We start from the raw sequence: 23,635 nt of genomic DNA, 5'->3' as shown, positions 1-23,635 counted from the left end.
GCAGGATCATCCTGCACGGGCGGTTTTTTCGTTCCTCCGGGGCTAACCTTCGACCTTTACCAGAAGGTAAAGGCTCAGGCAAGGGCGCGTGTCAAGTTCCGTTGAATCGCGGAAAGTGCGCTGTAACCTTGGTGGGAAGAAGGATCGGCGCTGAACATTCAGCGGCAGGACATCAACGTCATCGAAAGTGTGGATAGATACGTGAGCAGCGAGTACGGTTCAGCAACTCTGGAAGGCACCGAACTTGACCTGGAAGACGCCGTTATGGGTCCCACCGGGCGTCCCTACCGCGAATTCCCCGAGCCTGCGCCGCTGTCTTCCCACGGCCCTGCCCGCGTGATCGCCATGGTGAACCAGAAGGGCGGCGTCGGTAAGACGACTTCCACCATCAATCTCGCCGCCGCGCTCGCCGAATACGGGCGCCGGGTCCTGCTGGTGGACTTCGATCCCCAGGGCGCGCTGTCCGCGGGCCTTGGTGCCAATCCCCATGAACTGGACCTCACCGTCTACAACGTCCTGATGGACCGCAAAGTGGACATCCGGGATGCCATCCAGCAGACAGGCGTCGAGAACGTGGACCTGCTGCCGGCGAACATCGACCTCTCGGCTGCCGAAGTCCAGCTGGTCAACGAGGTTGCCCGGGAACAGGTGCTGGACCGGGCGCTGAAGAAGGTCGAGGACGAGTACGACGTCGTCCTCATCGACTGCCAGCCGTCGCTTGGCCTGCTCACCGTCAACGCCCTTACGGCCGCCCACGGCGTCATCATCCCGCTGATCTGCGAGTTCTTCGCGCTCCGTGCGGTGGCGCTGCTGGTGGAGACCATCGACAAAGTCCAGGACCGCCTGAATCCCAGGCTCCAGGTGGACGGCGTGCTGGCCACGATGTACGACGCCCGAACCCTGCACAGCCGCGAGGTCATCAGCAGGCTTGTGGAGGCCTTCGGTGACAAGGTCTTCGAGACCGTCATCAAGCGGTCCATCAAGTTTGCCGACGCCACCGTTGCCGCTGAGCCCATCACCAGCTTCGCTGCCACCCACATCGGGGCTGACGCCTACCGCCGCCTGGCCAAGGAGCTGATCTCGCGCGGCGGCGCGCCGTAACCAGCATCGTGGCATTGGCAGGCACTCCGCTCGCACCAGCCCTCCGGCCGGCAGGCACGGCGGCGGAACCGGCTAAAAAGACCGGCTTCGAAGTACGGCTTGCCAACTTCACCGGTCCGTTCGACCTGCTGCTCGGCCTGATCACCAAACACCAGCTGGACATCACGGAGGTGGCCCTGGCTACCGTGACCGACGAATTCATCAAGTACATCAAGAACCTCCAGCAGCTCGGCGAGGAATGGGCACTTGATGAGGCCAGCGAATTCCTGGTGATCGCAGCCACGCTCCTGGACCTCAAAGCCGCCCGCCTCCTGCCGGCAGGCGAGGTGGAGGACGACGAAGACATCGCGCTCCTCGAAGCGCGCGACCTCCTTTTTGCACGGCTGCTTCAGTACAAGGCCTTCAAGCAGGTGGCCGGCCTGATCAACACCACCCTGGAACTCGAAGCCCGCAGCTTCCCGCGGCAGGTTGCCCTTGAGGGCCATTTCGCCGCGCTTCTCCCGGAACTGGTGTGGCGTCACACTCCTGAGCAGTTCGCGGCCCTGGCGGAATCGGCCCTGAAGCCCAAGGAAGCACCCTCGAACGAGGTCGGCCTGGCCCACCTTCACGGCAGCGCGGTCACCGTCAAGGAGCAGGCCGAAATCCTGGGGCGGAAGCTGCAGCATGGACGGCCGATGTCGTTCCGGACGCTCATCGCCGACGCCGAGTCCACCCTGGTGGTGGTGGTGCGCTTCCTGGCGCTCCTGGAAATGTTCCGCGACAAGGCAGTGGGGTTCGACCAGCTCCAGCCGCTGGGCGATCTCACGGTGCGCTGGACCGCAGGAGACGATGACTGGAGCAGCGAACATCTCAGTGAGGAATATGAGGAGCAGCATTGAGCGGAAGCGTACCGGAACCAGCCCCCGATCAGGACACCGGGGGCGGCCTGAACGTAGCGGAACTTCCCGGCGGCGCGCGCGCCGCCCTTGAAGCAGTGCTGATGGTGATCGACCAGCCGGCCACCGCCATGGAACTGGCGGCCGGGCTGAACCTGACGGTCGACGCCGTCGAGCAGCTGCTGGCGGAACTTCAGCAGGATTATAACGGTTATACTGTTAATGCCCCGGACACGGACGTTGCCAGCAAAACCGGCCACGGATCCAGCCCCCGGGGTTTTGAATTGCGGAATATCGCCGGAGGCTGGCGCATCTATTCCCGTGCGGACTTTGCCGAAATCGTCGGCGGGTTCGTGCTGGAAGGACAGACAGCCAGGCTGACGCAGGCGGCGCTCGAAACGCTCGCCGTCATCGCATACCGCCAGCCCGTATCAAGGGCCAGGGTGTCTGCAATTCGAGGGGTTAATGTTGACTCTGTCGTGCGGACGCTTATGCAGCGGGGACTGATCGAAGATTCGGGTACCGATCCCGAGTCCGGAGCCATCCTTTACCGCACGACGTCGTATTTCCTGGAGCGCATGGGAATCGGCTCGGTGGCTGAGTTGCCGCAGCTTTCACCCCATCTTCCGGGGCTTGAAGGCATCGAAGAGTTTTACGACGCCGGAAGAATGTAGGCAGTATCCCTGCCTGCGCACGAGTATCCACCAGGGCGGAACCTATCTGCCCGGCTGGCCGGCGTTGTCGGGAGACAGCGATCGCCAGCCAACATAACGAAGGACGGGTCATGACACAGGCGGGACGCCAGGGTTCACCACGTAACAGTTCGGGACGCAACAGTGCCGGACGCAACAGCGCCGGAGGCAACAGCGCCGGACAAGGCAGGGCCGGACGCAATCCGGCACAGGGCGGCAGCAGTCGTGCAGGCGGGGCCAGTGGCGCGGGCTTCAAGGGTGCCGGCGGGGCCGGTCACCAAGGCGGTGGCGACCGTCCCTTCAAGCGCCCCAAGCCCCGCGAAGAGGCCTTCGTCGATCCGGACCTGCAGGGTCCCGGCGGCGCGCCGTCTGAGCGGCAGTCCGGTGACTGGAAGCAGGGAAGGCCGGCCGCCCGAAAGCCCGGTTCACGCAAGCCCGGCGCCGGCAAGGCGCCCGGAACACCCGGCGCCCTCAAGCCCAAGCCGCGGGCCGCTGCAGCGAAGACCTTCGGCACCCGCGCCTTCGGCGGCGAGCGGTTCGGCCAGAACCTCGGCGCCGTCCGCAGGCCTTCGCGCAAGCGCGGTCCCCGCGAAGACGTTCCTCAGTCCGAGCTTCACGACGCGGACGGCGTCCGCCTGCAGAAGGTCATGGCCTCGGCCGGCGTCGCTTCACGGCGTGTTTGCGAGGAAATGATCTCTGAAGGCCGCGTTGAGGTCGACGGCAAGGTTGTCACCGAGCTCGGCGTCCGCGTCGATCCCAAGACCGCAGTGATCCACGTCGACGGCCTGCGCATCCAGCTGGACGAAAACATGGTCTACATGGTGTTCAACAAGCCCAAGGGCGTGGTGTCCACCATGGAGGATCCGGACGGACGTCCGTGCATCAGCGACTTCGTCCGGAACACGCACGGCGAACGCCTCTTCCACGTGGGCCGGCTCGATGTCGCCACCGAGGGGCTGCTCCTGCTGACCAACGACGGCGAACTCGCCAACCGACTGACGCACCCTTCCTACGAAGTCCCCAAAACTTACCTGGTCCAGGTGCGCGGCCCGTTCCCGCAGGGAATCGGCGCGCAGCTCAAGGCCGGTGTGGAACTCGAGGACGGATTCGCGTCGGTGGACTCCTTCAAGCTGGTCGACTCCACGCCTGGCCACGTGCTGATTGAGGTGGTGCTGCACTCCGGGAAGAACCGCATCGTCCGCCGGCTCTTCGACGCCGTGGGCTTCCCCGTCCTGCGGCTCGTGCGCGTCAAGGTGGGCCCCATCGGACTGGGAGACCAGCGCCAGGGCAGCATCCGCAACCTCGGCAAGCAGGAAGTCGGCCACCTGCTGGCATCCGTAGGGCTGTAGGGCATGTCTGCCTTTCGCACCCACGGCCGCGGGCACCTTAACGGCCCGGTGGTTGTTATCGGAACAGGACTGCTGGGCACCAGCATCGGCCTCGGGCTCCGGGGCCGCGGCGTGTCCGTGTTCCTGTCCGATCCGTCACCCACCAACCAGGCCGTCGCCGTCGATATCGGGGCAGGCCTTCCGTTGGCGCGCCTTGGCGGCGAGCAGCCTGAACTCGTTGTGGTGGCTGCGCCGCCGGACGTAACGGCAGACGTGGTGGAACGGTCGCTGGCCGATTACCCCGCCGCAACCGTGGTGGACATCGCCAGCGTCAAGGCCGGCATCCTGGCTGACCTTCGCCGGCGCGGCGTGGACCTTGCCCGCTACGTGGGGACACATCCGATGGCAGGCCGGGAAAAGTCCGGCCCCGTTGCGGCCCGCGGTGAGCTGTTCACCTCCATGCCGTGGGTGGTTTGCCCGTCCGAGGAAACGTCGCCCGGCGCCTTGCAGGCCGCCCGCGCCCTGGCAACGGATCTCGGCGCCCTGGTAACGCAGTTCAACGCCGAGGAACACGACCAGGCAGTTGCCCTGGTTTCGCATTTGCCCCAGGTGATGTCTTCCCTGGTTGCCAGCCGGCTGCAGGGTACGCAGATGCATGCGTTGTCGCTTGCCGGCAACGGCCTCCGCGACGTCACGCGGATCGCCGCCAGCGACCCCACCCTGTGGGTGCAGATCCTGGGCGCCAACGCCGGGCAGGTGGTTGACATCCTGCACGGGGTGCGCGAGGACCTGAACCGCCTCATCGGTACCCTGGAGGACCCCACCGCCCCCGGTGCCCGCCTCGATCTGGCCCAGCTGATGAGCGAAGGAAATGCCGGGCAGTCCCGGATTCCGGGCAAGCACGGCGGACCTCCGCAGGCCTATTCCTGGCTGACCGTCCTGGTGGACGACCGGCCGGGGCAGATCGCCCGGCTCCTCACCGAGATCGGCGAAATCGGGGTCAACCTCGAAGACCTGCGGCTGGATCACTCTTCCGGGCAGAATGTAGGCATGGTGGAACTGTCCGTTCTGCCCAACAAGCACGATCTGCTGATCGAAGCACTCAACGACCGTGGATGGCGGGTACTGCAGTAATGACACAGGAACTCATCGAAACCATGCCCATGCTCCGCCAGGGCCGGCCGCTGGTCGTCGCCATCGACGGGCCTTCCGGTTCGGGAAAGTCCAGCGTGAGCAGGGAAGTGGCACGGCGCCTGCGCCTCGCCTATCTGGACACCGGCGCCATGTACCGCGCGCTTACCTGGTACTGCCTCGACCAGGGCATTGACCTGGGGGATGCCGCAGCCATCGAACAGGCCGCCGAGGACCTTCCGCTGGAGATCAGCACCACCCCGCACGAGGAATACGTGCGGGTCGGCGGGACGGACGTGACACAGGAAATCCGGGAGCCGGCCATTTCTTCTGCTGTCAGTGCCATCGCCACCACACTCGGTGCCCGTCGCGAGCTGGTGCGCCGGCAGCGTGAGCTGATCGAAACCCACCACCGCCGCATTGTGGTGGAAGGCCGCGACATCACCACCGTCGTCGCGCCCGGCGCAGAAGTCCGCATGCTGCTGACCGCCAGCGAGGAGGCCCGGCTTCGCCGCCGCGGTGTCCAGCTGGGCGGGACGCAGAGCGCTGAACAGCTCGCGGCCCAGGTCACGCAGCGCGATGCCAAGGATTCCACCGTTGTGAACTTCACGACGGCCGCCGACGGCGTTGTCACTTTGGATTCTTCCGATTTGGACTTCGACCGCACCGTTGACGCGGCACTGGGCATTGTCAACAAGGTCGTCAACCGTGCCTGACGCCGGAGGCCACCCACCACTTCAGGCACGGCAGCCCGGCAGCCCCGCCGTGCCCGGAACCTGGACCATGGCCTGGAGCAGGCCGGTCGGCTGGATCCTGGACCACGTTGTCTACCGGACAACTGTCCACGGACGCGGGAACGTTCCGGCCAACGGCCCCGTGATCTTCGCCGGGAACCACATCAGCTTCCTGGACGGGCCGGTCCTGTTCGGGGCGTCCCCGCGGCCCATGCACATCCTCGTGAAGAAGGAGATGTTCAAGGGGTTCCTCGGACGCGTGCTGAAGGCATCCGGCCAGCTGCCCGTTGACCGGTCCGGGGACCGGGCCGCGTTGCAGCTCAGCAAAGCCGCGCTCGACGCCGGCCGGTGCGTCGGTATCCTGCCCGAAGGAACACGGGGGAGCGGCGACGCAGGCACCATCAACAACGGGGTGGCCTGGCTCGCGCTGAACTCAGCCGCGGCGGTTGTTCCGGTCGCGATCCTGGGCACCAGGATCGCCGGTGAGCACCTCGACGCCGTCCCCAGGCCGGGCCGTAAGCTGCACGTCAGCTTCGGCGAAGCCGTTTCTGTCAGCCGCAGGCCCGGCGAGACCGGGCGTGTTTCAATGGACAGGGCGGGAAATGAGATCCGCGCTGCACTGGCACGGCATGTCCAGCAAACCATTCAACTTAGCGGGCAGCCTTTGCCCGGCGCGGATTCGCCGCAAGAACGTCATGAAGAAGTAGCCGGGACGCCGGCAGATCACCACTAAGGAAAGTGCAATGAGCGATACGACTCAAACCTCCGGCAAATTCGGCGCCGGCGAAGACGAATACACGCCCACCGGCACGGACCAGGTGGCGGAGCACCTTGCTGCCCTGGACGATGACGAGGCCGAGCTTCGTGCTGCCTCCCTCCGGGCAGGCCTGGATGACTACGAACTGGACGAGGACGACGCCGCCCTCCTGAGCGGGCATTACGACGACGAGGATTACGACGGCCCGGTCAAACTGGACCCGGTCCTGGCCATCATCGGCCGGCCCAACGTGGGCAAATCGACGCTGGTGAACCGTATCCTCGGCCGCCGCGAAGCCGTGGTGGAAGACACCCCCGGCGTGACCCGGGACCGTGTGATGTACTCGGCCACCTGGAACGGCCGGAACTTCACCGTTGTAGACACCGGCGGCTGGGAGCACGATGCCCGCGGCATCCACCTCCGCGTAGCCGAACAGGCCGAGATGGCCGTGGAACTTGCCGACGCCGTGCTGTTCGTCGTCGACTCCGCCGTCGGCGCCACCGCCACGGACGAAGCAGTCGTCAAAATGCTGCGCAAGAGCAAGAAACCGGTCATCATGGTGGCCAACAAGGTAGACGACTTCGCCCAGGAAGCTGATTCGGCCACCCTCTGGGGCCTCGGCTTCGGCGAGCCGTACCCCGTGTCCGCCCTCCACGGCCGCGGCGTGGCGGACCTGCTCGACCACGTCATTGACACCCTGCCTGAGTTCTCCACCATCGAAGGCCTGGAAAGGTCCGGCGGTCCGCGCCGTATCGCCCTGATCGGACGCCCAAACGTCGGCAAATCCTCGCTGCTGAACAAGTTGGCCGGCTCCGAGCGGGTAGTGGTGGACAACACCGCCGGCACCACCCGCGACCCCGTCGACGAGTTCATCGAGCTCGGCGGACGCACCTGGCGGTTCGTGGACACCGCCGGCATCCGACGCCGCCAGCACATGGCACAGGGCGCCGACTTCTATGCGTCCCTGCGGACGCAGAGCGCCCTCGAAAAGGCGGAGGTCGCCGTCGTGCTCCTTGCCGTGGACGAGGTGCTCAGCGAGCAGGACGTCCGCATCCTGCAACTGGCCATCGAATCGGGCCGCGCCCTGGTTCTCGCCTTCAACAAGTGGGACCTGCTGGACGATGAGCGCCGCACCTACCTGGAACGTGAAATCGAGCAGGACCTGGCCCACGTGGCCTGGGCACCGCGGGTCAACATTTCGGCGCTGACCGGCTGGCACAAGGACCGTTTGGTTCCTGCCCTGGATACGGCACTGGAAAGCTGGGACAAGCGCATCCCCACCGGCCGCCTCAACGCCTTCCTCGGCGAACTCGTCGCAGCTCACCCGCACCCGGTCCGCGGCGGCAAGCAGCCCCGCATCCTGTTCGGCACCCAGGCCTCCAGCCGTCCGCCGAAGTTCGTGCTGTTCACCACCGGCTTCCTGGACCCCGGATACCGCCGCTTCATCACCCGGCGGCTCCGCGAAACTTTCGGCTTCGAGGGCACACCCATCGAGGTCAACATGCGCGTCCGCGAAAAGCGGGGCAAGAAGCGTTAATTCCGACACACCTTGCCCGTGACACCCGCAAAGTGTCACAAGCACCCTCCGAAGTCGTGTAAGCTTTTGGAGGTGGTTCGGCCGGACTGCTGAGGTGAAAAGCCAGGGAAACCTGGAACACACCGAGGCGGAGAACGGCGGAACTAACGGGCTGTAGCGCAGCTTGGTAGCGCACTTGACTGGGGGTCAAGGGGTCGCAGGTTCAAATCCTGTCAGCCCGACCAAAGAAACCGCTCCTTCTCCGGGAAATATCCCGGGGGAGGGGCGGTTTTTCTTTTGCTGGTTATTTTTCCTGCCGGGGCTGGATCCGGCCGCGCTTCTTGCGCCCCTACTCCGGGCCGCCCCTACTTAAGGACAGCGCCTACTTAAGGAAGCGGGACGTCCGCCGGTCGGCGAGGATCTTGCCGCCGGTCTGGCACGCCGGGCAGTACTGGAGCGCACGGTCGGCAAAGGACACTTCCCGGACGGTGTCCCCGCAGACCGGGCAGGGCTGCCCGGTCCGGCCGTGGACCCGCATGGTGCTCCGCTTCGCGTCCTTCAGTTCATTCGGCGCCTTGCCCACGGCTTCTTCCACCGCTGCCCCCAGAACACTGTGGACGGCGTGATAGAGCACGCGGACCGCCTGCGGATCGAGGGACTTCGCGATGGCGAACGGGGAGATGCGGGCTGCATGGAGGATTTCGTCGCTGTAGGCGTTGCCGATGCCGGCGATCACGCCCTGATTGCGTAACAGTCCCTTAATCTGCTGGCTGCTGCCGGAAAGTATCCCGGCGAACGCCTCCGGGCCGAAGGACTCGCTCAGCGGCTCGGGACCCAGCGAGGCGACACCGGGGATCTCCTGCGGATCCCTGACCACATAGAGGGCGAGGCTTTTCTTCGTCCCTGCCTCTGTCAGGTCAATCCCCAGATGCGTCTCGCCGCCGTCGGACTCCGGCTGGCGCCTGGCGAATTCCAGCCTGGCAGCGATATACCCCTTGCCGCGCGCCAGAACAGCGTTCGACGGCGATTCCGTGTAGCGTACCCAGCCGGCCTTGGCCAGATGGAACCCCAGGTAAAGTCCGTCGGCATCCACGATGATGAACTTGCCCCGCCGCTCCACGCCGGTGACAGTCCGGCCCTCCAAAGCCGTATACGGCGGGACTGCGGTCTTGAGCACCGCAAACGAGACGATCTCGATTTTCGTCAGCACGGCTCCGCGAAGCTGGGTGCCCAGGAAAGCGCTCAGCCCGGCCACTTCGGGAAGTTCTGGCATGTCACCACTGTGCCACAAGGGCCCGACAAGGTGCTCGCTGCCGCGGCAGTTGATATGCATATACTTTCAGCGGCGGCTTGTTCTGCAGACCTCCGTTGACATTGCTGATTGACCGACACTGCTGGTTGACCCGATGAAAGGCCCCTGATGAGCAACATTCCCGAAGACCTGTCCTATACTGCCGAACACGAGTGGGTGTCCGCCCCGAGCGCCGACGGCGTGGTGCGGGTGGGCATCACCGATTTTGCCCAGGACGCCCTCGGCGACGTCGTTTACGCACAGATGCCCGAGGTCGGCACCAAAGTGAGCGCGAACGAGGTTGTGGGCGAAGTTGAGTCCACCAAGAGCGTGAGTGACATTTACGCTCCCGTGAGCGGCGAAATTGTTGCCCGGAACGAAGCCCTGGACACAGATTCGGCGCTGATTAACAGCGATCCTTACGGCGACGGCTGGCTGATTGAAGTCAAGCTTGCAGAGGCAGATGCAGTGGAGTCCCTGCTCAGTGCATCGGAGTACGAACAACAGGTAGGCTAAAGACAACCGGCATGGCGGTCCGGCTGTTGAGGAATCGACAGCCGGACGACAAGCCGCAGAACCGGATCTGCCAGGCTTTTCCGGAGGTACGCGTTGTTTGCAGGGGGACATCTGCAACGGAACAGGAGGAATCCATGGTTGGTCACGAAAATAGCCGCAGCGGTGGTGATTACGGCACGGGCGGATCGAAGTCTTCGGAGACCACCTCGATCCACCTCACGCCAATCCGTGACGAGCCGACGATCGCTCCCAAGCTCTCTCCTGAGGAGCGGGTTGCTGTCGAGGCCCTCCCGTTCGGTTCTGCACTCCTGGTTGCCCACAGCGGTCCCAACACGGGAGCGCGCTTCCTGCTGGATTCGGACGTCACCACTGCCGGCCGGCACCCGGACGCGGACATCTTCCTTGACGACGTCACGGTGTCCCGCCGTCACGTCGAGTTCCGCCGGACCGCACGGAGCTTCGAAGTCGTTGACACCGGCAGCCTCAACGGAACCTACGTAAACCACGACCGCGTGGACAGCGTGGAGCTCAGGTCCGGAAACGAAGTCCAGATCGGCAAGTTCCGCCTCACTTTCTACCTCAGTCCTGCCCGCGCAGCAGGCAACGTCTGATCCCGGGGTAGTTGCCTGTGGCACTGGCCCAACCGGAACGGCGCGGACCCCAGGTCCTGAACATCGGGGAAGTACTGGCGCAGTTGAGCGACGACTTTCCTGGAATGACTGCGTCCAAAATCAGGTTCCTCGAAGAAAAGGGCCTGATCAACCCGCGGCGCACTCCTGCCGGCTACCGGCAGTACGCCGACACCGATGTGGAGCGGCTGCGGTTCGTGCTGGCCCTCCAGCGCGACCAGTACCTTCCCTTGAAGGTCATCAAGGACTACCTCGACGCCATTGACCGCGGCGAACGCCCCGAAAACCTCCCGCCTGGCGTCACCGTGTCGCCGCGGATCGTCTCGGAGGACCTCGCCGCTGAACTGCAGAACAAAGTGCGCAGGCTCAGCGAGGATCAACTGCGCGCCGAGTCCGGCGCCAGCGTCCCGCTGCTGCAGTCCCTCCTCGATTTCGGCCTGATCGGCCACGTCAACGGGCAGTTCGACGAACACGCCCTGCAGGTGGCCCGTGCGTGCGTGCAGCTGGAAAGCCACGGCCTCGAGCCGCGGCACCTGCGGCCGTTCCAAGCCGCGGCGGATCGGGAGTTCGGGCTGGTGGAGCGTGCCGTGGCGCCGTTGACCTCCCGCAAGGACGCTGCATCCCACGCGCGGGCCGCGGAGGCAGCCCGCGAAATCAGTGATCTCTGCCTGACCCTTCACCGCGCCCTGGTGCAGGACCGTATATCGCGAATGGACATCTGATGATTGAAGTCGAGATCGTGGGTGTGAGGATTGAACTGCCCTCGAACCAGCCGCTGGTCCTGCTCCGGGAGATCCATGGCGAACGGCACGTGCCCATCTGGATCGGTACACCGGAAGCAAGTGCCATTGCCCTCGCCCAGCAGGGTGTCGTGCCGCCCCGTCCCATGACCCATGACCTGTTGATCGATGTCGTGGAGTCGCTGGGCCACTCCATCGTCAGCGTCAACATCGTCGCCGTCGAGGACAACATTTTCTACGGGCAGCTGCAGTTCGATAATGGCACCACCGTGAGTTCCAGGGCTTCGGACGCCCTTGCGCTGGCTCTGCGCGCCAAATGCCGGATCTGGTGCGCCGATTCGGTCATGGATGAGGCCGGCGTCCGGATCACCGAGCACGACGAGGGTGAGGACACCGAGCCGGGTCCCACAGTCGATGAGGAGCGCGAACTCCGGCGCTTCCGGGAGTTCCTGGACGACGTGGAGCCCGAAGACTTCGACGGCTGAGGTCACGTTAAGGTTAAAGTCGAGCCTGAAAGTTTCGACACGCCCCTGAAATGGGCCAACGTCTTTGACCTTGGGGCGCGGCAGGCCTAACGTCGAAGATATCAAGTTCCCATTGCATACGACAGCGGCGCAAGTCACACTGGAATGTGCAGCCCCGGCTGAATTACACGGATGAATTTCTCGTCTGTGTTCGCTGATGCTGCAACTTCCTTAGGGGAGCATACGACGAGGAGGGTCCACGTGAGTCCGAAAGGCGAAGCAGGCGAGCTAAAGCAGGCTTCAACGGCAGGCGTCGCCCTGCCTGCGAGCGGTGCTCAGGGCCTCCTCTTCACGGAAGACCTACCCGTCCTGGATGAGGACGCAGGCTACCGCGGACCGACTGCCTGCAAGGCGGCCGGCATCACTTACCGCCAGCTCGACTACTGGGCACGCACCGGCTTGGTCGAGCCTGCCGTGCGGGGTGCCGCCGGCTCCGGCTCGCAGCGGCTCTATGGCTTCCGCGACATCCTGGTGCTAAAAGTGGTCAAGAGGCTGCTGGACACAGGCGTCTCCTTGCAGCAGATCCGTTCCGCCGTCGAGCATTTGCGGGAACGCGGCGTGGAAGACCTGGCACAGATCACCCTGATGAGCGACGGCGCCAGCGTCTACGAGTGCACGTCCGCGGACGAAGTCATTGATCTCGTCCAGGGCGGCCAGGGCGTCTTCGGGATCGCCGTCGGCCGCGTGTGGCGCGAAGTGGAAGGCAGCCTGGCAGCGCTTCCCAGCGAGCACGCCATCGAGCAGTCGTTTCCGGATGACGAACTCAGCAAGCGCCGGGCCGCACGCAAGACCGGCTGAGAGCACCAACACACCAACAGAAAGGCCGCCTTCCATCAGGAAGGCGGCCTTTCTGCATTCAATACCTTTTTGCCGGTTACCGCGGGTTGCCTGGTAACGACGGCGGCACGGGAGGTTCCGTGGGTGGGTGGCCGCGGTGGCGGCCGGGGCGCGCTACCGCAGGCTGCGTTCCCGGATAGCCCCGGCGAACTCCGCGCCGTTGGAAGCCAGGAGGTTGTCAAGCAGCGTGTTGAAGAGGCTGGCGGCATGCTTCGCCGAATCGCCCGGCCAATGGTGCACCGAGTGGGCGGCGCCCTGGATCTGCTGCCAGTTGGCCTGCTCCGGGATGTGCGGGTTCAGCAGCAGATCGCCGAACATCGCCTGCATCTCGGCGAGGCGGAAGGCATGCTCGGACGAGCCGGTGCGGACCCGGTTTGCAATGATGCCCGCAGGGGAGAGGTTCGGGGCGAACTCCTGGCGGAAGAGCTGGATGGCGCGCAAGGTGCGCTCCGTCCCTGCCACCGAGAACAGCCCCGGTTCCGCCACGAGGGCAACCTTGCCGCTGGCGGACCACGCCATCCGGGTCAGGCCGTTCAGCGACGGCGGGCAGTCCACCAGGATCAGCTGGTACTTATCCGTGCCGGCCAGGACTGCCGACAGCCGGCGCAGGTCCCTGCGGCCGAGGTCCGGGCGGTCGTAAATACCCGTGTAGGCCGAACCGACCGCCACGTCCAGGACAGCCGGGCGCGCACCGTTGTAGTTTTCGCGAGCAACCCAGCCGCTGGTGACGACGTTTTCGGCCAGGCGGGCACGGCGGGGATTCTTGAGCATCCTTCCGATATCCAGCTGGTCATCCGGCTGGACGCCCAGTGCGGTGCTGGCATCCGCGTGCGGATCGAGATCCACCACAAGGGTGGGGATGCCGGCGGCCAGGGCCGCAGATGCCAATCCGGTGGTGACGGAAGTTTTGCCGACCCCGCCTTTGAGGCTGCTGATGCTGACTACTTGCACTTGAAAGACCAATACCTAACGCCGGTTGCCGTGTTGGGGTAGTGCCGGCTCCGGCTCCCCGGAGCGGAGGGCGCGCGAACGCCACCCACCTCATCATATGTTGCCGGGCTGATGAATCCCGTTTCATCGGGCGTGTGTGCGATGCAGGCCACTCTGCTGCAGGGGGCATTCCCTAATTGCCCTGCCTATTACCTCCGACATGACGGATAATTCTGTGATGGTCGACACAATGATTTGTGTTTCCCCGCGCCTGTCTTACACACTGTGACCACTTACCGATATACCCGCAATGATGCAGGAGAAGTATGTTTTCCAAGATTCTGGTGGCTAACCGCGGCGAAATCGCGATCCGCGCCTTCCGTGCCGGCTACGAGCTGGGCGCCAAGACTGTAGCTGTGTTCCCCAACGAGGACCGTAACTCCATCCACCGCCAGAAGGCTGATGAAGCGTACCTGATCGGCGAAGAGGGGCATCCCGTCCGCGCTTATCTCGACGTGGACGAAGTCGTGCGGGTCGCCAAGGAGGCCGGGGCCGACGCCATCTACCCCGGCTACGGGTTCCTCTCCGAGAACCCGCGCCTGGCCCGGGCAGCAAAGGAGGCCGGCATCACCTTCGTCGGGCCGCCGGCGGAGGTCCTCGAACTGGCCGGCAACAAGGTTGCCGCCCTCGAAGCGGCGCGTGCCGCGGGCGTTCCCGTCCTCAAGTCGAGCCAGCCCTCCAAGGACCTGGATGAGCTGATCGCTGCCGCGGACGAAATCGGCTTTCCCATCTTCGCCAAGGCCGTCGCCGGCGGCGGCGGACGCGGCATGCGCCGCGTTGACACCCGGGAGGCCCTGCCCGAGGCGCTGCAGGCCGCCATGCGCGAAGCAGACGCAGCCTTCGGCGACCCCACCATGTTCCTGGAACAGGCAGTACTGCGCCCCCGCCACATCGAGGTCCAGATCCTCGCCGACGCCGAGGGCAACATCATGCACCTCTTCGAACGCGACTGCTCCATCCAGCGCCGCCACCAGAAGGTCATCGAGATCGCGCCGGCCCCGAACCTGGATGAAGGCATCCGGCAGGCGCTCTACCGCGATGCCGTTAAGTTCGCCAAGGCGCTCAACTACGTTAACGCCGGCACCGTCGAGTTCCTCGTGGACACCGTCGGTGAGCGCGCGGGCCAGCACGTCTTCATCGAGATGAACCCGCGCATCCAGGTGGAGCACACAGTCACCGAGGAAGTCACGGACGTGGACCTGGTCCAGGCGCAGCTGCGCATCGCTTCCGGCGAGACCCTGGCCGACCTTGGCCTGTCCCAGGAAACCGTCCAGCTCAAGGGCGCAGCCCTGCAGTGCCGCATCACCACCGAGGATCCGGCCAACGGCTTCCGGCCCGACGTCGGAAAGATCACCGGCTACCGCTCCGCCGGCGGCGCCGGCGTCCGGCTCGACGGCGGCACCGTCTACTCAGGTGCCGAGATCAGCCCGCACTTCGATTCCATGCTCGTCAAGCTGACCTGCCGCGGCCGCGACTACCCCGCAGCCGTTGCCCGCGCCCGCCGCGCCCTGGCGGAATTCCGCATCCGCGGTGTCTCCACCAACATCTCCTTCCTCCAGGCCGTGCTGGACGACAAGGACTTCGTTGCGGGCGATGTGGCCACCAACTTCATCGACCAGCGCCCGGAGCTGCTCAGGGCCCGCGTCTCCGCGGACCGCGGCACCAAGCTGCTGACCTGGCTGGCCGAGGTCACCGTGAACAAGCCCAATGGCGAACTCACGGTCCACTCGGACCCGGCAGCAAAGCTTCCCGCAGTGGGGGATGCTCCGGCGGCCAGTGGTTCACGCCAGCGGTTGCTGGAGCTGGGCCCTGAAGGCTTCGCCAGGGCCCTGCGCGCCCAGGACGCCGTTGCAGTCACCGACACCACGTTCCGTGACGCCCACCAGTCACTGCTGGCCACCCGTGTCCGCACCCGCGACCTCGTGGCTGCCGGGCCGGCCGTGTCCCAGCTGCTTCCCGAACTGCTGTCCGTGGAAGCCTGGGGCGGTGCCACCTACGACGTTGCCCTGCGGTTCCTCGGCGAAGACCCCTGGGACAGGCTGGCGGCGCTGCGGAAGGCACTGCCGAACATCTGCCTGCAGATGCTGCTCCGCGGCCGGAACACCGTGGGCTACACGCCGTACCCGGAGGAAGTCACTGAAGCCTTCGTCAACGAGGCTGCAGCCACCGGAATAGACATCTTCCGGATTTTCGACGCCCTCAACGACGTCAACCAGATGGCCCCGGCCATCCGCGCTGTCCGGGCCACGGGCACCGCCGTCGCTGAAGTCGCCCTTTGTTACACCGGCGACATGCTCAATCCCGACGAAAAGCTCTACACCCTGGACTACTACCTGGAGCTGGCGCAGAAGATCGTCGACGCCGGTGCCCATATCCTGGCCATCAAGGACATGGCGGGACTGTTGCGGCCTGCAGCCGCCGCGAAGCTTGTGGCGGCCCTGCGGGAACGCTTCGACCTTCCGGTCCATCTGCACACCCACGACACCGCAGGCGGGCAGCTGGCCACCCTGCTGGCCGCGGTGGACGCAGGAGTGGACGCAGTGGACGTCGCCTCGGCTTCCCTCGCCGGAACCACCAGCCAGCCTTCGGCCTCCGCCCTGGTGGCCGCATTGGAAAACACCCCGCGCGACACCGGCCTGGGACTGGCCAAGGTCAGCTCGCTGGAACCGTACTGGGAAGCAGTTCGCCGTGTCTACGCGCCGTTCGAGTCGGGCCTTCCGGGCCCCACCGGCCGCGTCTACCAGCACGAGATTCCAGGCGGCCAGCTCTCCAACCTGCGCCAGCAGGCCATGGCCCTCGGACTCGGCGAGCGGTTCGAGGCCATCGAGGACATGTACACGGCGGCCGACCGCATCCTGGGCCGCCTTGTAAAGGTCACTCCGTCCTCCAAGGTGGTGGGCGATCTTGCCCTGCACCTGGTAGGCCTGAATGCCGACCCCGCCGACTTCAACGAAAACCCGCAGAACTACGACGTTCCGGACTCGGTCATCGGCTTCCTGTCCGGCGAGTTGGGTGATCCTCCCGGAGGATGGCCGGAGCCGTTCCGCACCAAGGCCCTGCAGGGCCGCAGCATCAAGGTGCGGGACGCGGAACTGAGCGCCGAAGACAGCGCTGCACTCAAGGGCGATTCCAAGACCCGCCAGCAGACGCTCAACCGCCTGCTGTTCGAAGGTCCCACCAAGGACTACCAGAAGAGTGTGGAGACCTACGGAAACCTCTCGGTCCTGGACACCCGCGACTACCTCTTCGGTCTCCAGCGCGGCGCGGAACACGAGATCGAACTCGAGAAGGGCGTCCGCCTGATCGCGTCCCTCGAAGCCGTTTCGGAGCCCGACGAGAAGGGCATGCGCACCGTCATGTGCACGCTCAACGGGCAGTCCAGGCCGGTAGTGGTCCGCGACCGCGCCGTGGTCAGCAATGTCAAGGCAGCGGAAAAAGCGGATCCCGGCCAGCCGGGCCAGGTGGCCGCACCCTTCGCCGGGGCCGTCACCCTCACCGCCAAGGTGGGCGACGCTGTCAACGCCGGTGACACCGTTGCCACCATTGAGGCCATGAAGATGGAGGCGTCAATCACGACGCCGGTGGCCGGCACTGTTGCACGGCTCGCCGTGGGCGCAGTGGAACAGGTCCAGGGCGGAGACCTGCTGCTGGTCATCGAGTAGGACACGGCGTAATAGGACACACATGAAAGGGGGCTTCCCGGCAATTCGCCGGGAAGCCCCCCTTTCGTTTTAACCCTTAGCCTGCAAGTAGCTAGTGCTGTCCGGACGCCGTGCTGCGGGCCTGGCGCGGCGCGGCATACATTTCCTCGATGACGGATTCGAAGTCCTTCATCACCTGGGCCCGCTTGACCTTCATCGACGGCGTGAGGTGGCCGGATGCCTCAGTGAAGTCGGACGGCACGATCCGGAACGACTTGATGGCTTCCGCCTGGGACACGGACTGGTTCGCGTGCGTAATCAGGTCCTGGACGGCTGCCTTGACCACCGGATGCTCCGCCGCCTCGGCAACAGTGATCGAAGCCGGCAGTCCGTGGCGCTGCAGCCATCCCGGCAGGGCCTCCTCATCAACAGTGACCAGCGCACCGATGAACGGCCGGTTGTCACCGACCACCAGGACCTGGGAGACGAGGGCGTCAGCGCGGATCTGGTCTTCGAGCAGTGCCGGCACCACGTTCTTGCCGCCCGCGGTCACGATGATTTCCTTCTTCCGGCCGGTGATAGTGAGGAATCCGTCCTCGTCCATCTGCCCGACGTCGCCGGTCCGCAGCCAGCCGTCCACGAAGGTGTCCGCCGCCAGGTCGTCGCGCTTGTAGTAGCCGCGCATCACGCAGACGCCCTTGGTGAGGATCTCGCCGTCGTCCGCTATCCGTACCGCATTCCCCGGCAGGGGTGCGCCCACCGTGCCGATCCGAATCAGCGAAGGCGTGTTGACGGTAATGGGGGCGGTGGTCTCGGTCAGGCCGTAGCCTTCGAGGATCTGCAGGCCGATGCCCTGGAAAAAGTGCCCCAGCCGTTCGCCCAGCGGGCCTCCGCCGGAGACGGCGTGGGCCACCTGGCCGCCCATGGCCGCGCGGAGTTTGCCGTAGACAAGCTTGTCGAAGAGGGCGTGGCGGACTTTGAGGCCCAAGCCGACAGAACCTGCCTGCCGCGCCCGGGAGTAGGCGATGGCGGTTTCGGCTGCCTTGTGGAAGATGGCACCCTTGCCGCCGTCTTCGGCCTTGGTGAGCGCGGAGTTGTACACCTTCTCGAACACGCGCGGCACGGCGAGGATAAACGTGGGCTTGTAGCTCTGCAGGTCCGGCAGGAGGTGTTTGATGTCCGGGGTATGCGCCACGGTGACGCCGGCCGCCACCGCAAGGACGGAGATGAACCGGGCAAACACATGGGCCAGCGGCAGGAACATGATGGTCCTGGCGTTCTCGTTCACGATGCCGGACAGTGACGTGGCCAGCGCATTCTCGGAAAGCTCCACGAAGTTGCCGTGGGTCAGTTCGCAGCCTTTGGGCCTGCCCGTGGTCCCGGAGGTGTAGATGATCGTTGCGACGTCAGTCAGGGAAGCCTGGCTCCTGCGGGCTTCCAGTTCTTCATCGGTGACGGCGATGCCTCCGGCCCGGAGCTCGTCAAGCCCCGGCCCTTCAAGCTGCCAGACGTGGGCGAGGGCGGAGAGGCCTTCGGACGCGGCGGCCTGCCGGATGATGTCCTCGTGGTGCGCGGCCTCGCCAAACGCCGCAACTGCCCCTGAGTCGCCCAGGTTCCAGGCCACCTGGGAAGGGGAGGACGTTTCGTAGATCGGGACAGAGATGCCGCCCGCGAACCAGATGGCAAAGTCCACCAAGGCCCACTCGTACCGCGTGCGCGACATGATGCCGACGCGGTCGCCTGCAGCCACGCCGCTGGCGATGAGGCCCTTGGCCAGGGTCCGGACGTCGGCAAGGAAATCGGAGGCCGAAACGTCCTGCCATTGTCCGGAGCCATCCAGGCGCGAATACAGGGCAGGGTTCGAGGCCTTGGCGGCCTGCCGCAGCACCAGGTCGGTGATGTTGGTTTCCGGGGGTACGTTGACCAACGGCGGAACATTGAATTCGCGCACGATAGCTCCTTTGTTATCCATAGACCCACAGGGGGGTACTGCTAACACTAGTACGCTCTTTGCACAGGTGTCTCGTGATAAACCTACTGGCGAGTAACTTTACGGGTCGAATGCCCGTAACCGCCACCAGGGCCCCTCGGCAGCCGCGTCCTGGAGGGCCTGCGGCGCCGGAAAAGGGGCCGGGCAATAGAATGAGGAACCATGCATACACCTTCGCCCGGCGACCTGCCCGCACCCTACCGACGGCAGGCGGCCTGGCGGCGCAGGAGGACCGCCGCGCAGGACGCGCTGGCCGCAAGCCAGAACTTTCGCGAGCACCTCCGGCTGGGGCGCAAAGGCCTCGCCATCGGTGTGGACATCGGGGGTACAAAAGTCGCGGCCGGCGTAGTCGACGCCGAAGGCCGGATCCTCAGCCAGGCCAGGCGCTCCACCCCGGGAAATGACCCCCGCGCGGTGGAACAGGTGATCGTGGAACTCGTGGAAGAGCTGAGCCACGGCCACCGCATCTGGTCAGTGGGAATCGGCGCCGCCGGCTGGATGGACCTCGACGGCGGGACGGTGCTCTTCAGCCCGCACCTCGCCTGGCGCAACGAACCGCTGCGGGACAACCTCCAGCGCCTGCTGCGCCGGCCTGTCCTGCTGACGAACGACGCCGATGCCGCCGCCTGGGCGGAATGGCGCTTCGGCGCGGGCCAGGGCCAGAACAGGCTCGTCTGCATCACCCTGGGCACGGGGATCGGCGGTGCCATGGTGATGGATGGCCGGCTGGAACGCGGACGCTTTGGCGTTGCAGGCGAATTCGGCCACCAGATCATCATGCCCGGCGGCCACCGGTGCGAATGCGGCAACCGCGGCTGCTGGGAACAGTACGCCTCCGGAAATGCCCTGGGCCGGGAAGCCCGGGAACTGGCCGCCGCCAATTCCCCGGTGGCACAGGAGATCCTCAAAGCGGTGGACGGGAAGCCGGACCGGATCACCGGCGTCATCGTGACGGAACTGGCGGAGGCCGGGGATGCGACGTCGCGGGAACTGCTGGAGGACGTCGGGGAGTGGCTGGGACTTGGACTGGCCAACCTGGCTGCCGCACTGGATCCCGGCAAGTTCGTGATCGGCGGAGGCCTGTGCGATGCCGGCGAGCTGCTGGTGGCTCCGGCCCGGAAGGCTTTTGCCCGGAACCTGACCGGCCGCGGATTCCGGCCGGCAGCAGAGATCGCACTGGCAGCACTGGGGCCCAACGCCGGCCTGATCGGCGCCGCCGACCTGTCCCGGGTCAGCAGCCGGATGCACGGCTAACGGGAATTCAGCGAAGAACGGCCGCGGGGGGGGCATGCCGGGGCCGAACGCCAGACCGGGGCCGGGCGCTAAACCCGGGCGCCGTCGTCGTGCTCGTCCTTTTCCTGCGGCAGCTGCATGATCAGGTAGATTACGGACAGCACGAAGGCGGCGACAATCCCCAGGATGGCCAGCAGCGGAGCCGAACGCCAGAACATGGCGGACAGCACCAGGGCCACGGGCCCGCCGACTGCGCCCAGCCATGCCAGCATGGTCAGCGGATCGGTGCCGGCCAGGCTCGGAGGTTCCTCGGGAACGAACGGCTCGTCGTCGTCGGCCTCGTAGTCCCGGGGCCCGGTGCCTGTCTCTGCGCTGCCCTGGGTCTCGGCGTTCCCCCGGTTATGCGCAATGCCCTGGCGTTCCGATGCCGAAGGCTCAGTCGGAGCGGCGCCGGCAAGGCCCAGCGGATCGAAGTCGCGGAAGGGCCGCCGGGACGGTTCACTGCCTTCCCCGGCAGCAGCCTGGGTGTCGCGGCCCTCGAGCCGGGAGACCAGGTCGAGCCACACGGCGTCGTCCTGGTTCGCGCTTTGATCCGAGGAATTGGAGTCGGATCTGGTCATCGGCCGTCTCCTTCAGGGCTGGCGGGCGAAGCGTTCACATGACCCGGAACCACGGCGCGGATGAAGTCCGCGGTCCCGCTGAAAATCGCCTCGGCATCATTGTCCAGGGTGGCTACATGGTAGCTGTTTTCCAAGGCGCTCAGCTGGAGCGGGGCGTTGGTGAGGCCCCGGCGCAGCGCCTCGATGCTCGAATCGGACACCACGTGGTCCACAGTTGAGCGGAACACCCGCACGGGCGCTGTGATCCGCGGCAGCAGCCGCAGGGTGTCCCTGAACATCCTGTTGAGCTCGTGGGCCGCGGCCACCGGCGTGCGCGAGTAGGCGCCCTCGTCAATGTCCGGCTTCAGGATGTCATTGGCAATCGCCGGCGTGCTTTTGAGGACCAGCTTCAGGATGCCGGCGAGCGGCGCGCGGCGATCATCGATGACAAGTCCCGGATTGACCACAATTGTTCCCGCCACCGGACGCAGGGCGGCCACCCTCAGGGCCAGGGCGCCTCCCATCGAGATGCCGGCGGTGAAGACGTGGTCGCATTCGGCCTCAAGCTCCAGGTACGCCGCGTCATAAGCGGCGTGCCACTCCTGCCACCGGGTCCTCGCGAGTTCCTGCCAGCTGGTGCCGTGCCCCGGCAGAAGGGGCATCCGCACGGCCAAACCGGCATCGGCCAGCGACTGGGCCCACGCCCGGACGCCGTGCGGGCTGCCGGTGAAGCCATGGGAAACAGCAACGCCTATCGACGGGCCGTCGCCGGAAAAGGGACTGCTCAGGGGGCTGTGGTCGGCGGCGATGCTCATGATGTCTCCGAGGATACGCGGTGCGGCGCGTGCTCATGAAAAAAGCGGCTTGAAAGCTCGAAGATCAGGGGCGCGTCGTTGTCCAGCGTAGCCACGTGGCCGCTGTTGGGCAGGGGTACGACCTTAAGGTCCGCAGACCCCAGCCGCCGCCGGATCATTGCTAGGGACGACGGCGGCACCACGTCGTCCCTGGCCGACTTGAAGACGAGCACCGGGGCAGTCACGCGGGGCAGGTGGCGGCGGGCCGCGGCAAACAGCTTTTTCAGCTGGTGAACCGCGGCAAGCGGTGTCTGCGTATAGTCGCCATCGTCGGTGGTGGCTGCTGTGGGGTTGGTCTCCACAATGGGCAGCGTGGTCGGCTGCAAGTACTTCAGGATGCCGACGATCCGTATCCTGGGGTCGTAGAAGCTGAGTCCGGGGTTGACCATTGCCACACCGGCAACCTGGTGTCGGGACGCGGTGCGCAGCGCGACGGCCCCGCCCATGGAGAGGCCGGCCACGTAGCAGGTGTCAGTCCTGGCCGCGAGTTCCAGGTAGGCGGTCTCGAACGCGCCGGCCCATTCACGCCAGCCGGAACGGGCGAGCTGACGCCAGTCGGTACCGTGTCCGGGCAGCAGCGGGACGGTGACGGCGAACCCCTGCTCGGCCAAGTGCAGGGCCCACGGCATGACGCTCAGGGGACTCCCGGTGAAGCCGTGGCAAATGGCAATCCCGATCACGGCATTCCTGCCGTGGCCGGGGTAGCTGAAAGCGGCAGGCACAGTCCGTTTGCTGCTTTCTCTCATGTGCTCATCGTGTCACCATTCGGCACAAATCTCACTAGAGTAGGGTTGCATTGAAGTCCTGGCCGGGCCCGGGGGAAGGGCCGGTCAGACGCCGTCCGGAGAGGGACACCACGTGTTTTATTGGTTCATGAAGACGTTCGTTCTGGGACCGGTGCTGAAGCTTCTGTTCCGCCCATGGGTCAAGGGGCTCGACAACGTCCCGGCCGAAGGCGCCGCCATCCTGGCTTCGAACCATCTGTCGTTCTCCGATTCCATCTTTATGCCCCTGATGGTTCCGCGCCCGGTGATCTTTTTGGCGAAGTCCGAGTATTTCACGGGCAAGGGAGTCAAAGGCAGGCTGACGGCCCTCTTCTTCCGGCTGACAAACCAGTTGCCCATGGACCGGTCCGGGGGAGCGGCCTCGGCGGCCTCGCTTGGCGCCGGAATGGACGTCCTCACCCATGGCTCGCTGCTGGGCATCTATCCCGAAGGAACCAGGAGCCCCGATTCCCGGCTTTACCGCGGAAAAGTAGGCGTCGCGAAACTGGCCCTGCAGGCAAGGGTCCCGGTCATTCCCGTGGCCATGATCGGAACGGACAAAGTTCAGCCCATCGGCAAACGGATGCCGAACATCAGGCGCATCGGGATGATCTTCGGCGAACCGATGGACTTCAGCCGCTACTACGGGATGGAGGAGGACCGCGAGATCCAGCGGGCGGTGACCGACGAAATCATGTACGAACTCATGCGCCTGTCCGGACAGGAGTACGTTGACGAATACGCCGCGGTGGTCAAACTGCGGCTGGCGGGCATACCCACTGACGGCTCGGACGGCTCCGCCGGCGGCGGTCCGGCGGAGCCGGGAAAAGTGTGACGGCGGTTTGGTTCGAATGACGGTTGCGGTGCGGAAACCCGGTTTCGGGAACTAGTCT

At 65.6% G+C, this 23,635-nt stretch carries 22 protein-coding genes and 1 tRNA gene; 17 read left to right on the top strand and 6 right to left on the bottom strand.

Translation table 11 applies throughout. The features are described 5' to 3' along the window. The first annotated feature begins 201 nt into the window (after positions 1-201). The 9 genes from J7I92_RS21510 to J7I92_RS21470 all read left to right on the top strand — a co-directional run bounded on the left by J7I92_RS21510 (position 202) and on the right by J7I92_RS21470 (position 8,379). A complete protein-coding gene (locus tag J7I92_RS21510; RefSeq protein WP_214843819.1) occupies positions 202-1,101 on the top strand; it encodes a ParA family protein in 900 nt (299 codons plus the stop codon). Positions 1,102-1,109: 8 nt separating this feature from the next. Beyond that, positions 1,110-1,979, top strand: a complete 870-nt coding sequence (locus tag J7I92_RS21505; protein WP_214843817.1) for a ScpA family protein — start codon at positions 1,110-1,112, stop codon at positions 1,977-1,979. A gap of 47 nt (positions 1,980-2,026) precedes the next feature. Further along, the gene (locus tag J7I92_RS21500) at positions 2,027-2,650 is read left to right on the top strand and encodes an SMC-Scp complex subunit ScpB (RefSeq protein ID WP_214843851.1); all 624 of its coding nucleotides are present in this window, start codon (positions 2,027-2,029) and stop codon (positions 2,648-2,650) included. Positions 2,651-2,760: 110 nt separating this feature from the next. Then, entirely contained in the window at positions 2,761-4,017 is a 1,257-nt protein-coding gene (locus J7I92_RS21495; protein ID WP_214843816.1) for a pseudouridine synthase, read from the top strand. A gap of 3 nt (positions 4,018-4,020) precedes the next feature. Continuing rightward, on the top strand, positions 4,021-5,130 hold the full coding sequence (locus J7I92_RS21490; RefSeq protein WP_214843815.1) for a prephenate dehydrogenase: 1,110 nt from the start codon (positions 4,021-4,023) through the stop codon (positions 5,128-5,130). Then, complete coding sequence (gene cmk / locus J7I92_RS21485; RefSeq protein ID WP_214843814.1) at positions 5,130-5,843, top strand: (d)CMP kinase; 714 nt, start codon at positions 5,130-5,132, stop codon at positions 5,841-5,843. Before J7I92_RS21490 ends, cmk begins: the two co-directional genes overlap by 1 nt. 67 nt (positions 5,844-5,910) lie before the next feature. Then, positions 5,911-6,594: a 1-acyl-sn-glycerol-3-phosphate acyltransferase gene (locus tag J7I92_RS21480; protein ID WP_214843850.1), complete on the top strand. Its 684-nt coding sequence runs from the start codon at positions 5,911-5,913 to the stop codon at positions 6,592-6,594. A 10-nt stretch (positions 6,595-6,604) separates the two neighbouring features. Next, a complete protein-coding gene (gene der, locus J7I92_RS21475; protein WP_214843813.1) occupies positions 6,605-8,155 on the top strand; it encodes a ribosome biogenesis GTPase Der in 1,551 nt (516 codons plus the stop codon). Between the two features lie 147 nt (positions 8,156-8,302). Then, positions 8,303-8,379: transfer RNA gene (locus J7I92_RS21470), tRNA-Pro, on the top strand. A 137-nt stretch (positions 8,380-8,516) separates the two neighbouring features. Here the strand turns inward: J7I92_RS21470 and J7I92_RS21465 are convergent. Next, positions 8,517-9,407: an Fpg/Nei family DNA glycosylase gene (locus J7I92_RS21465; protein ID WP_214843812.1), complete on the bottom strand. Its 891-nt coding sequence runs from the start codon at positions 9,405-9,407 to the stop codon at positions 8,517-8,519. Between the two features lie 147 nt (positions 9,408-9,554). On the opposite strand from J7I92_RS21465, the gene gcvH reads away from it, so the two are divergent. The 5 genes from gcvH to J7I92_RS21440 all read left to right on the top strand — a co-directional run bounded on the left by gcvH (position 9,555) and on the right by J7I92_RS21440 (position 12,632). Beyond that, positions 9,555-9,941 carry a glycine cleavage system protein GcvH gene (gcvH, locus tag J7I92_RS21460; protein WP_214843810.1) on the top strand — a complete coding sequence of 129 codons (387 nt, stop codon included), beginning with the start codon at positions 9,555-9,557 and terminating at the stop codon, positions 9,939-9,941. Between the two features lie 134 nt (positions 9,942-10,075). Further along, on the top strand, positions 10,076-10,552 hold the full coding sequence (locus J7I92_RS21455) for an FHA domain-containing protein (protein WP_214843808.1): 477 nt from the start codon (positions 10,076-10,078) through the stop codon (positions 10,550-10,552). A 23-nt stretch (positions 10,553-10,575) separates the two neighbouring features. Further along, positions 10,576-11,292, top strand: coding sequence for a MerR family transcriptional regulator (locus tag J7I92_RS21450; protein ID WP_214843849.1), 717 nt, complete (start codon positions 10,576-10,578; stop codon positions 11,290-11,292). Beyond that, positions 11,292-11,795, top strand: coding sequence for a bifunctional nuclease family protein (locus J7I92_RS21445; protein WP_214843806.1), 504 nt, complete (start codon positions 11,292-11,294; stop codon positions 11,793-11,795). The genes J7I92_RS21450 and J7I92_RS21445 overlap by 1 nt, the downstream gene beginning before the upstream one ends. A 240-nt stretch (positions 11,796-12,035) precedes the next feature. Continuing rightward, complete coding sequence (locus tag J7I92_RS21440; RefSeq protein ID WP_214843804.1) at positions 12,036-12,632, top strand: MerR family transcriptional regulator; 597 nt, start codon at positions 12,036-12,038, stop codon at positions 12,630-12,632. Positions 12,633-12,785: 153 nt separating this feature from the next. Here the strand turns inward: J7I92_RS21440 and J7I92_RS21435 are convergent, their stop codons facing one another. Next, on the bottom strand, positions 12,786-13,622 hold the full coding sequence (locus J7I92_RS21435; protein WP_214843803.1) for a ParA family protein: 837 nt from the start codon (positions 13,620-13,622) through the stop codon (positions 12,786-12,788). A gap of 305 nt (positions 13,623-13,927) precedes the next feature. Between J7I92_RS21435 and J7I92_RS21430 the strand changes: the two genes are divergently transcribed. Then, entirely contained in the window at positions 13,928-17,323 is a 3,396-nt protein-coding gene (locus J7I92_RS21430) for a pyruvate carboxylase (RefSeq protein WP_214843802.1), read from the top strand. Between the two features lie 91 nt (positions 17,324-17,414). Here J7I92_RS21430 and J7I92_RS21425 read toward each other — a convergent pair whose 3' ends face one another. Beyond that, positions 17,415-19,253 (bottom strand): long-chain fatty acid--CoA ligase, encoded by a 1,839-nt coding sequence (locus J7I92_RS21425; protein WP_214843801.1) that lies wholly within the window; start codon positions 19,251-19,253, stop codon positions 17,415-17,417. A 201-nt stretch (positions 19,254-19,454) separates the two neighbouring features. Between J7I92_RS21425 and J7I92_RS21420 the strand changes: the two genes are divergently transcribed. Next, positions 19,455-20,546, top strand: coding sequence for an ROK family glucokinase (locus J7I92_RS21420; protein ID WP_214843800.1), 1,092 nt, complete (start codon positions 19,455-19,457; stop codon positions 20,544-20,546). 68 nt (positions 20,547-20,614) lie between these two features. Here J7I92_RS21420 and J7I92_RS21415 read toward each other — a convergent pair whose 3' ends face one another. From J7I92_RS21415 to J7I92_RS21405, 3 genes are read right to left on the bottom strand one after another with little or no spacing between them, the layout of a single operon-like run. After that, complete coding sequence (locus J7I92_RS21415; protein WP_214843799.1) at positions 20,615-21,145, bottom strand: hypothetical protein; 531 nt, start codon at positions 21,143-21,145, stop codon at positions 20,615-20,617. Continuing rightward, complete coding sequence (locus tag J7I92_RS21410) at positions 21,142-21,939, bottom strand: carboxylesterase (protein ID WP_214843798.1); 798 nt, start codon at positions 21,937-21,939, stop codon at positions 21,142-21,144. The genes J7I92_RS21415 and J7I92_RS21410 overlap by 4 nt, the downstream gene beginning before the upstream one ends. Further along, complete coding sequence (locus tag J7I92_RS21405) at positions 21,936-22,724, bottom strand: carboxylesterase (protein WP_214843797.1); 789 nt, start codon at positions 22,722-22,724, stop codon at positions 21,936-21,938. Before J7I92_RS21405 ends, J7I92_RS21410 begins: the two co-directional genes overlap by 4 nt. Positions 22,725-22,836: 112 nt before the next feature. Here J7I92_RS21405 and J7I92_RS21400 point away from each other — a divergent pair, with 112 nt between their 5' ends. Next, a complete protein-coding gene (locus J7I92_RS21400; RefSeq protein WP_214843796.1) occupies positions 22,837-23,577 on the top strand; it encodes a 1-acyl-sn-glycerol-3-phosphate acyltransferase in 741 nt (246 codons plus the stop codon). Positions 23,578-23,635 lie beyond the last annotated feature (58 nt).

The organism is Arthrobacter sp. ISL-72, from assembly GCF_018613755.1.
Taxonomy (GTDB): Bacteria; Actinomycetota; Actinomycetes; order Actinomycetales; family Micrococcaceae; genus Arthrobacter.
This window is presented reverse-complemented; position numbering and strand designations above follow the sequence as displayed.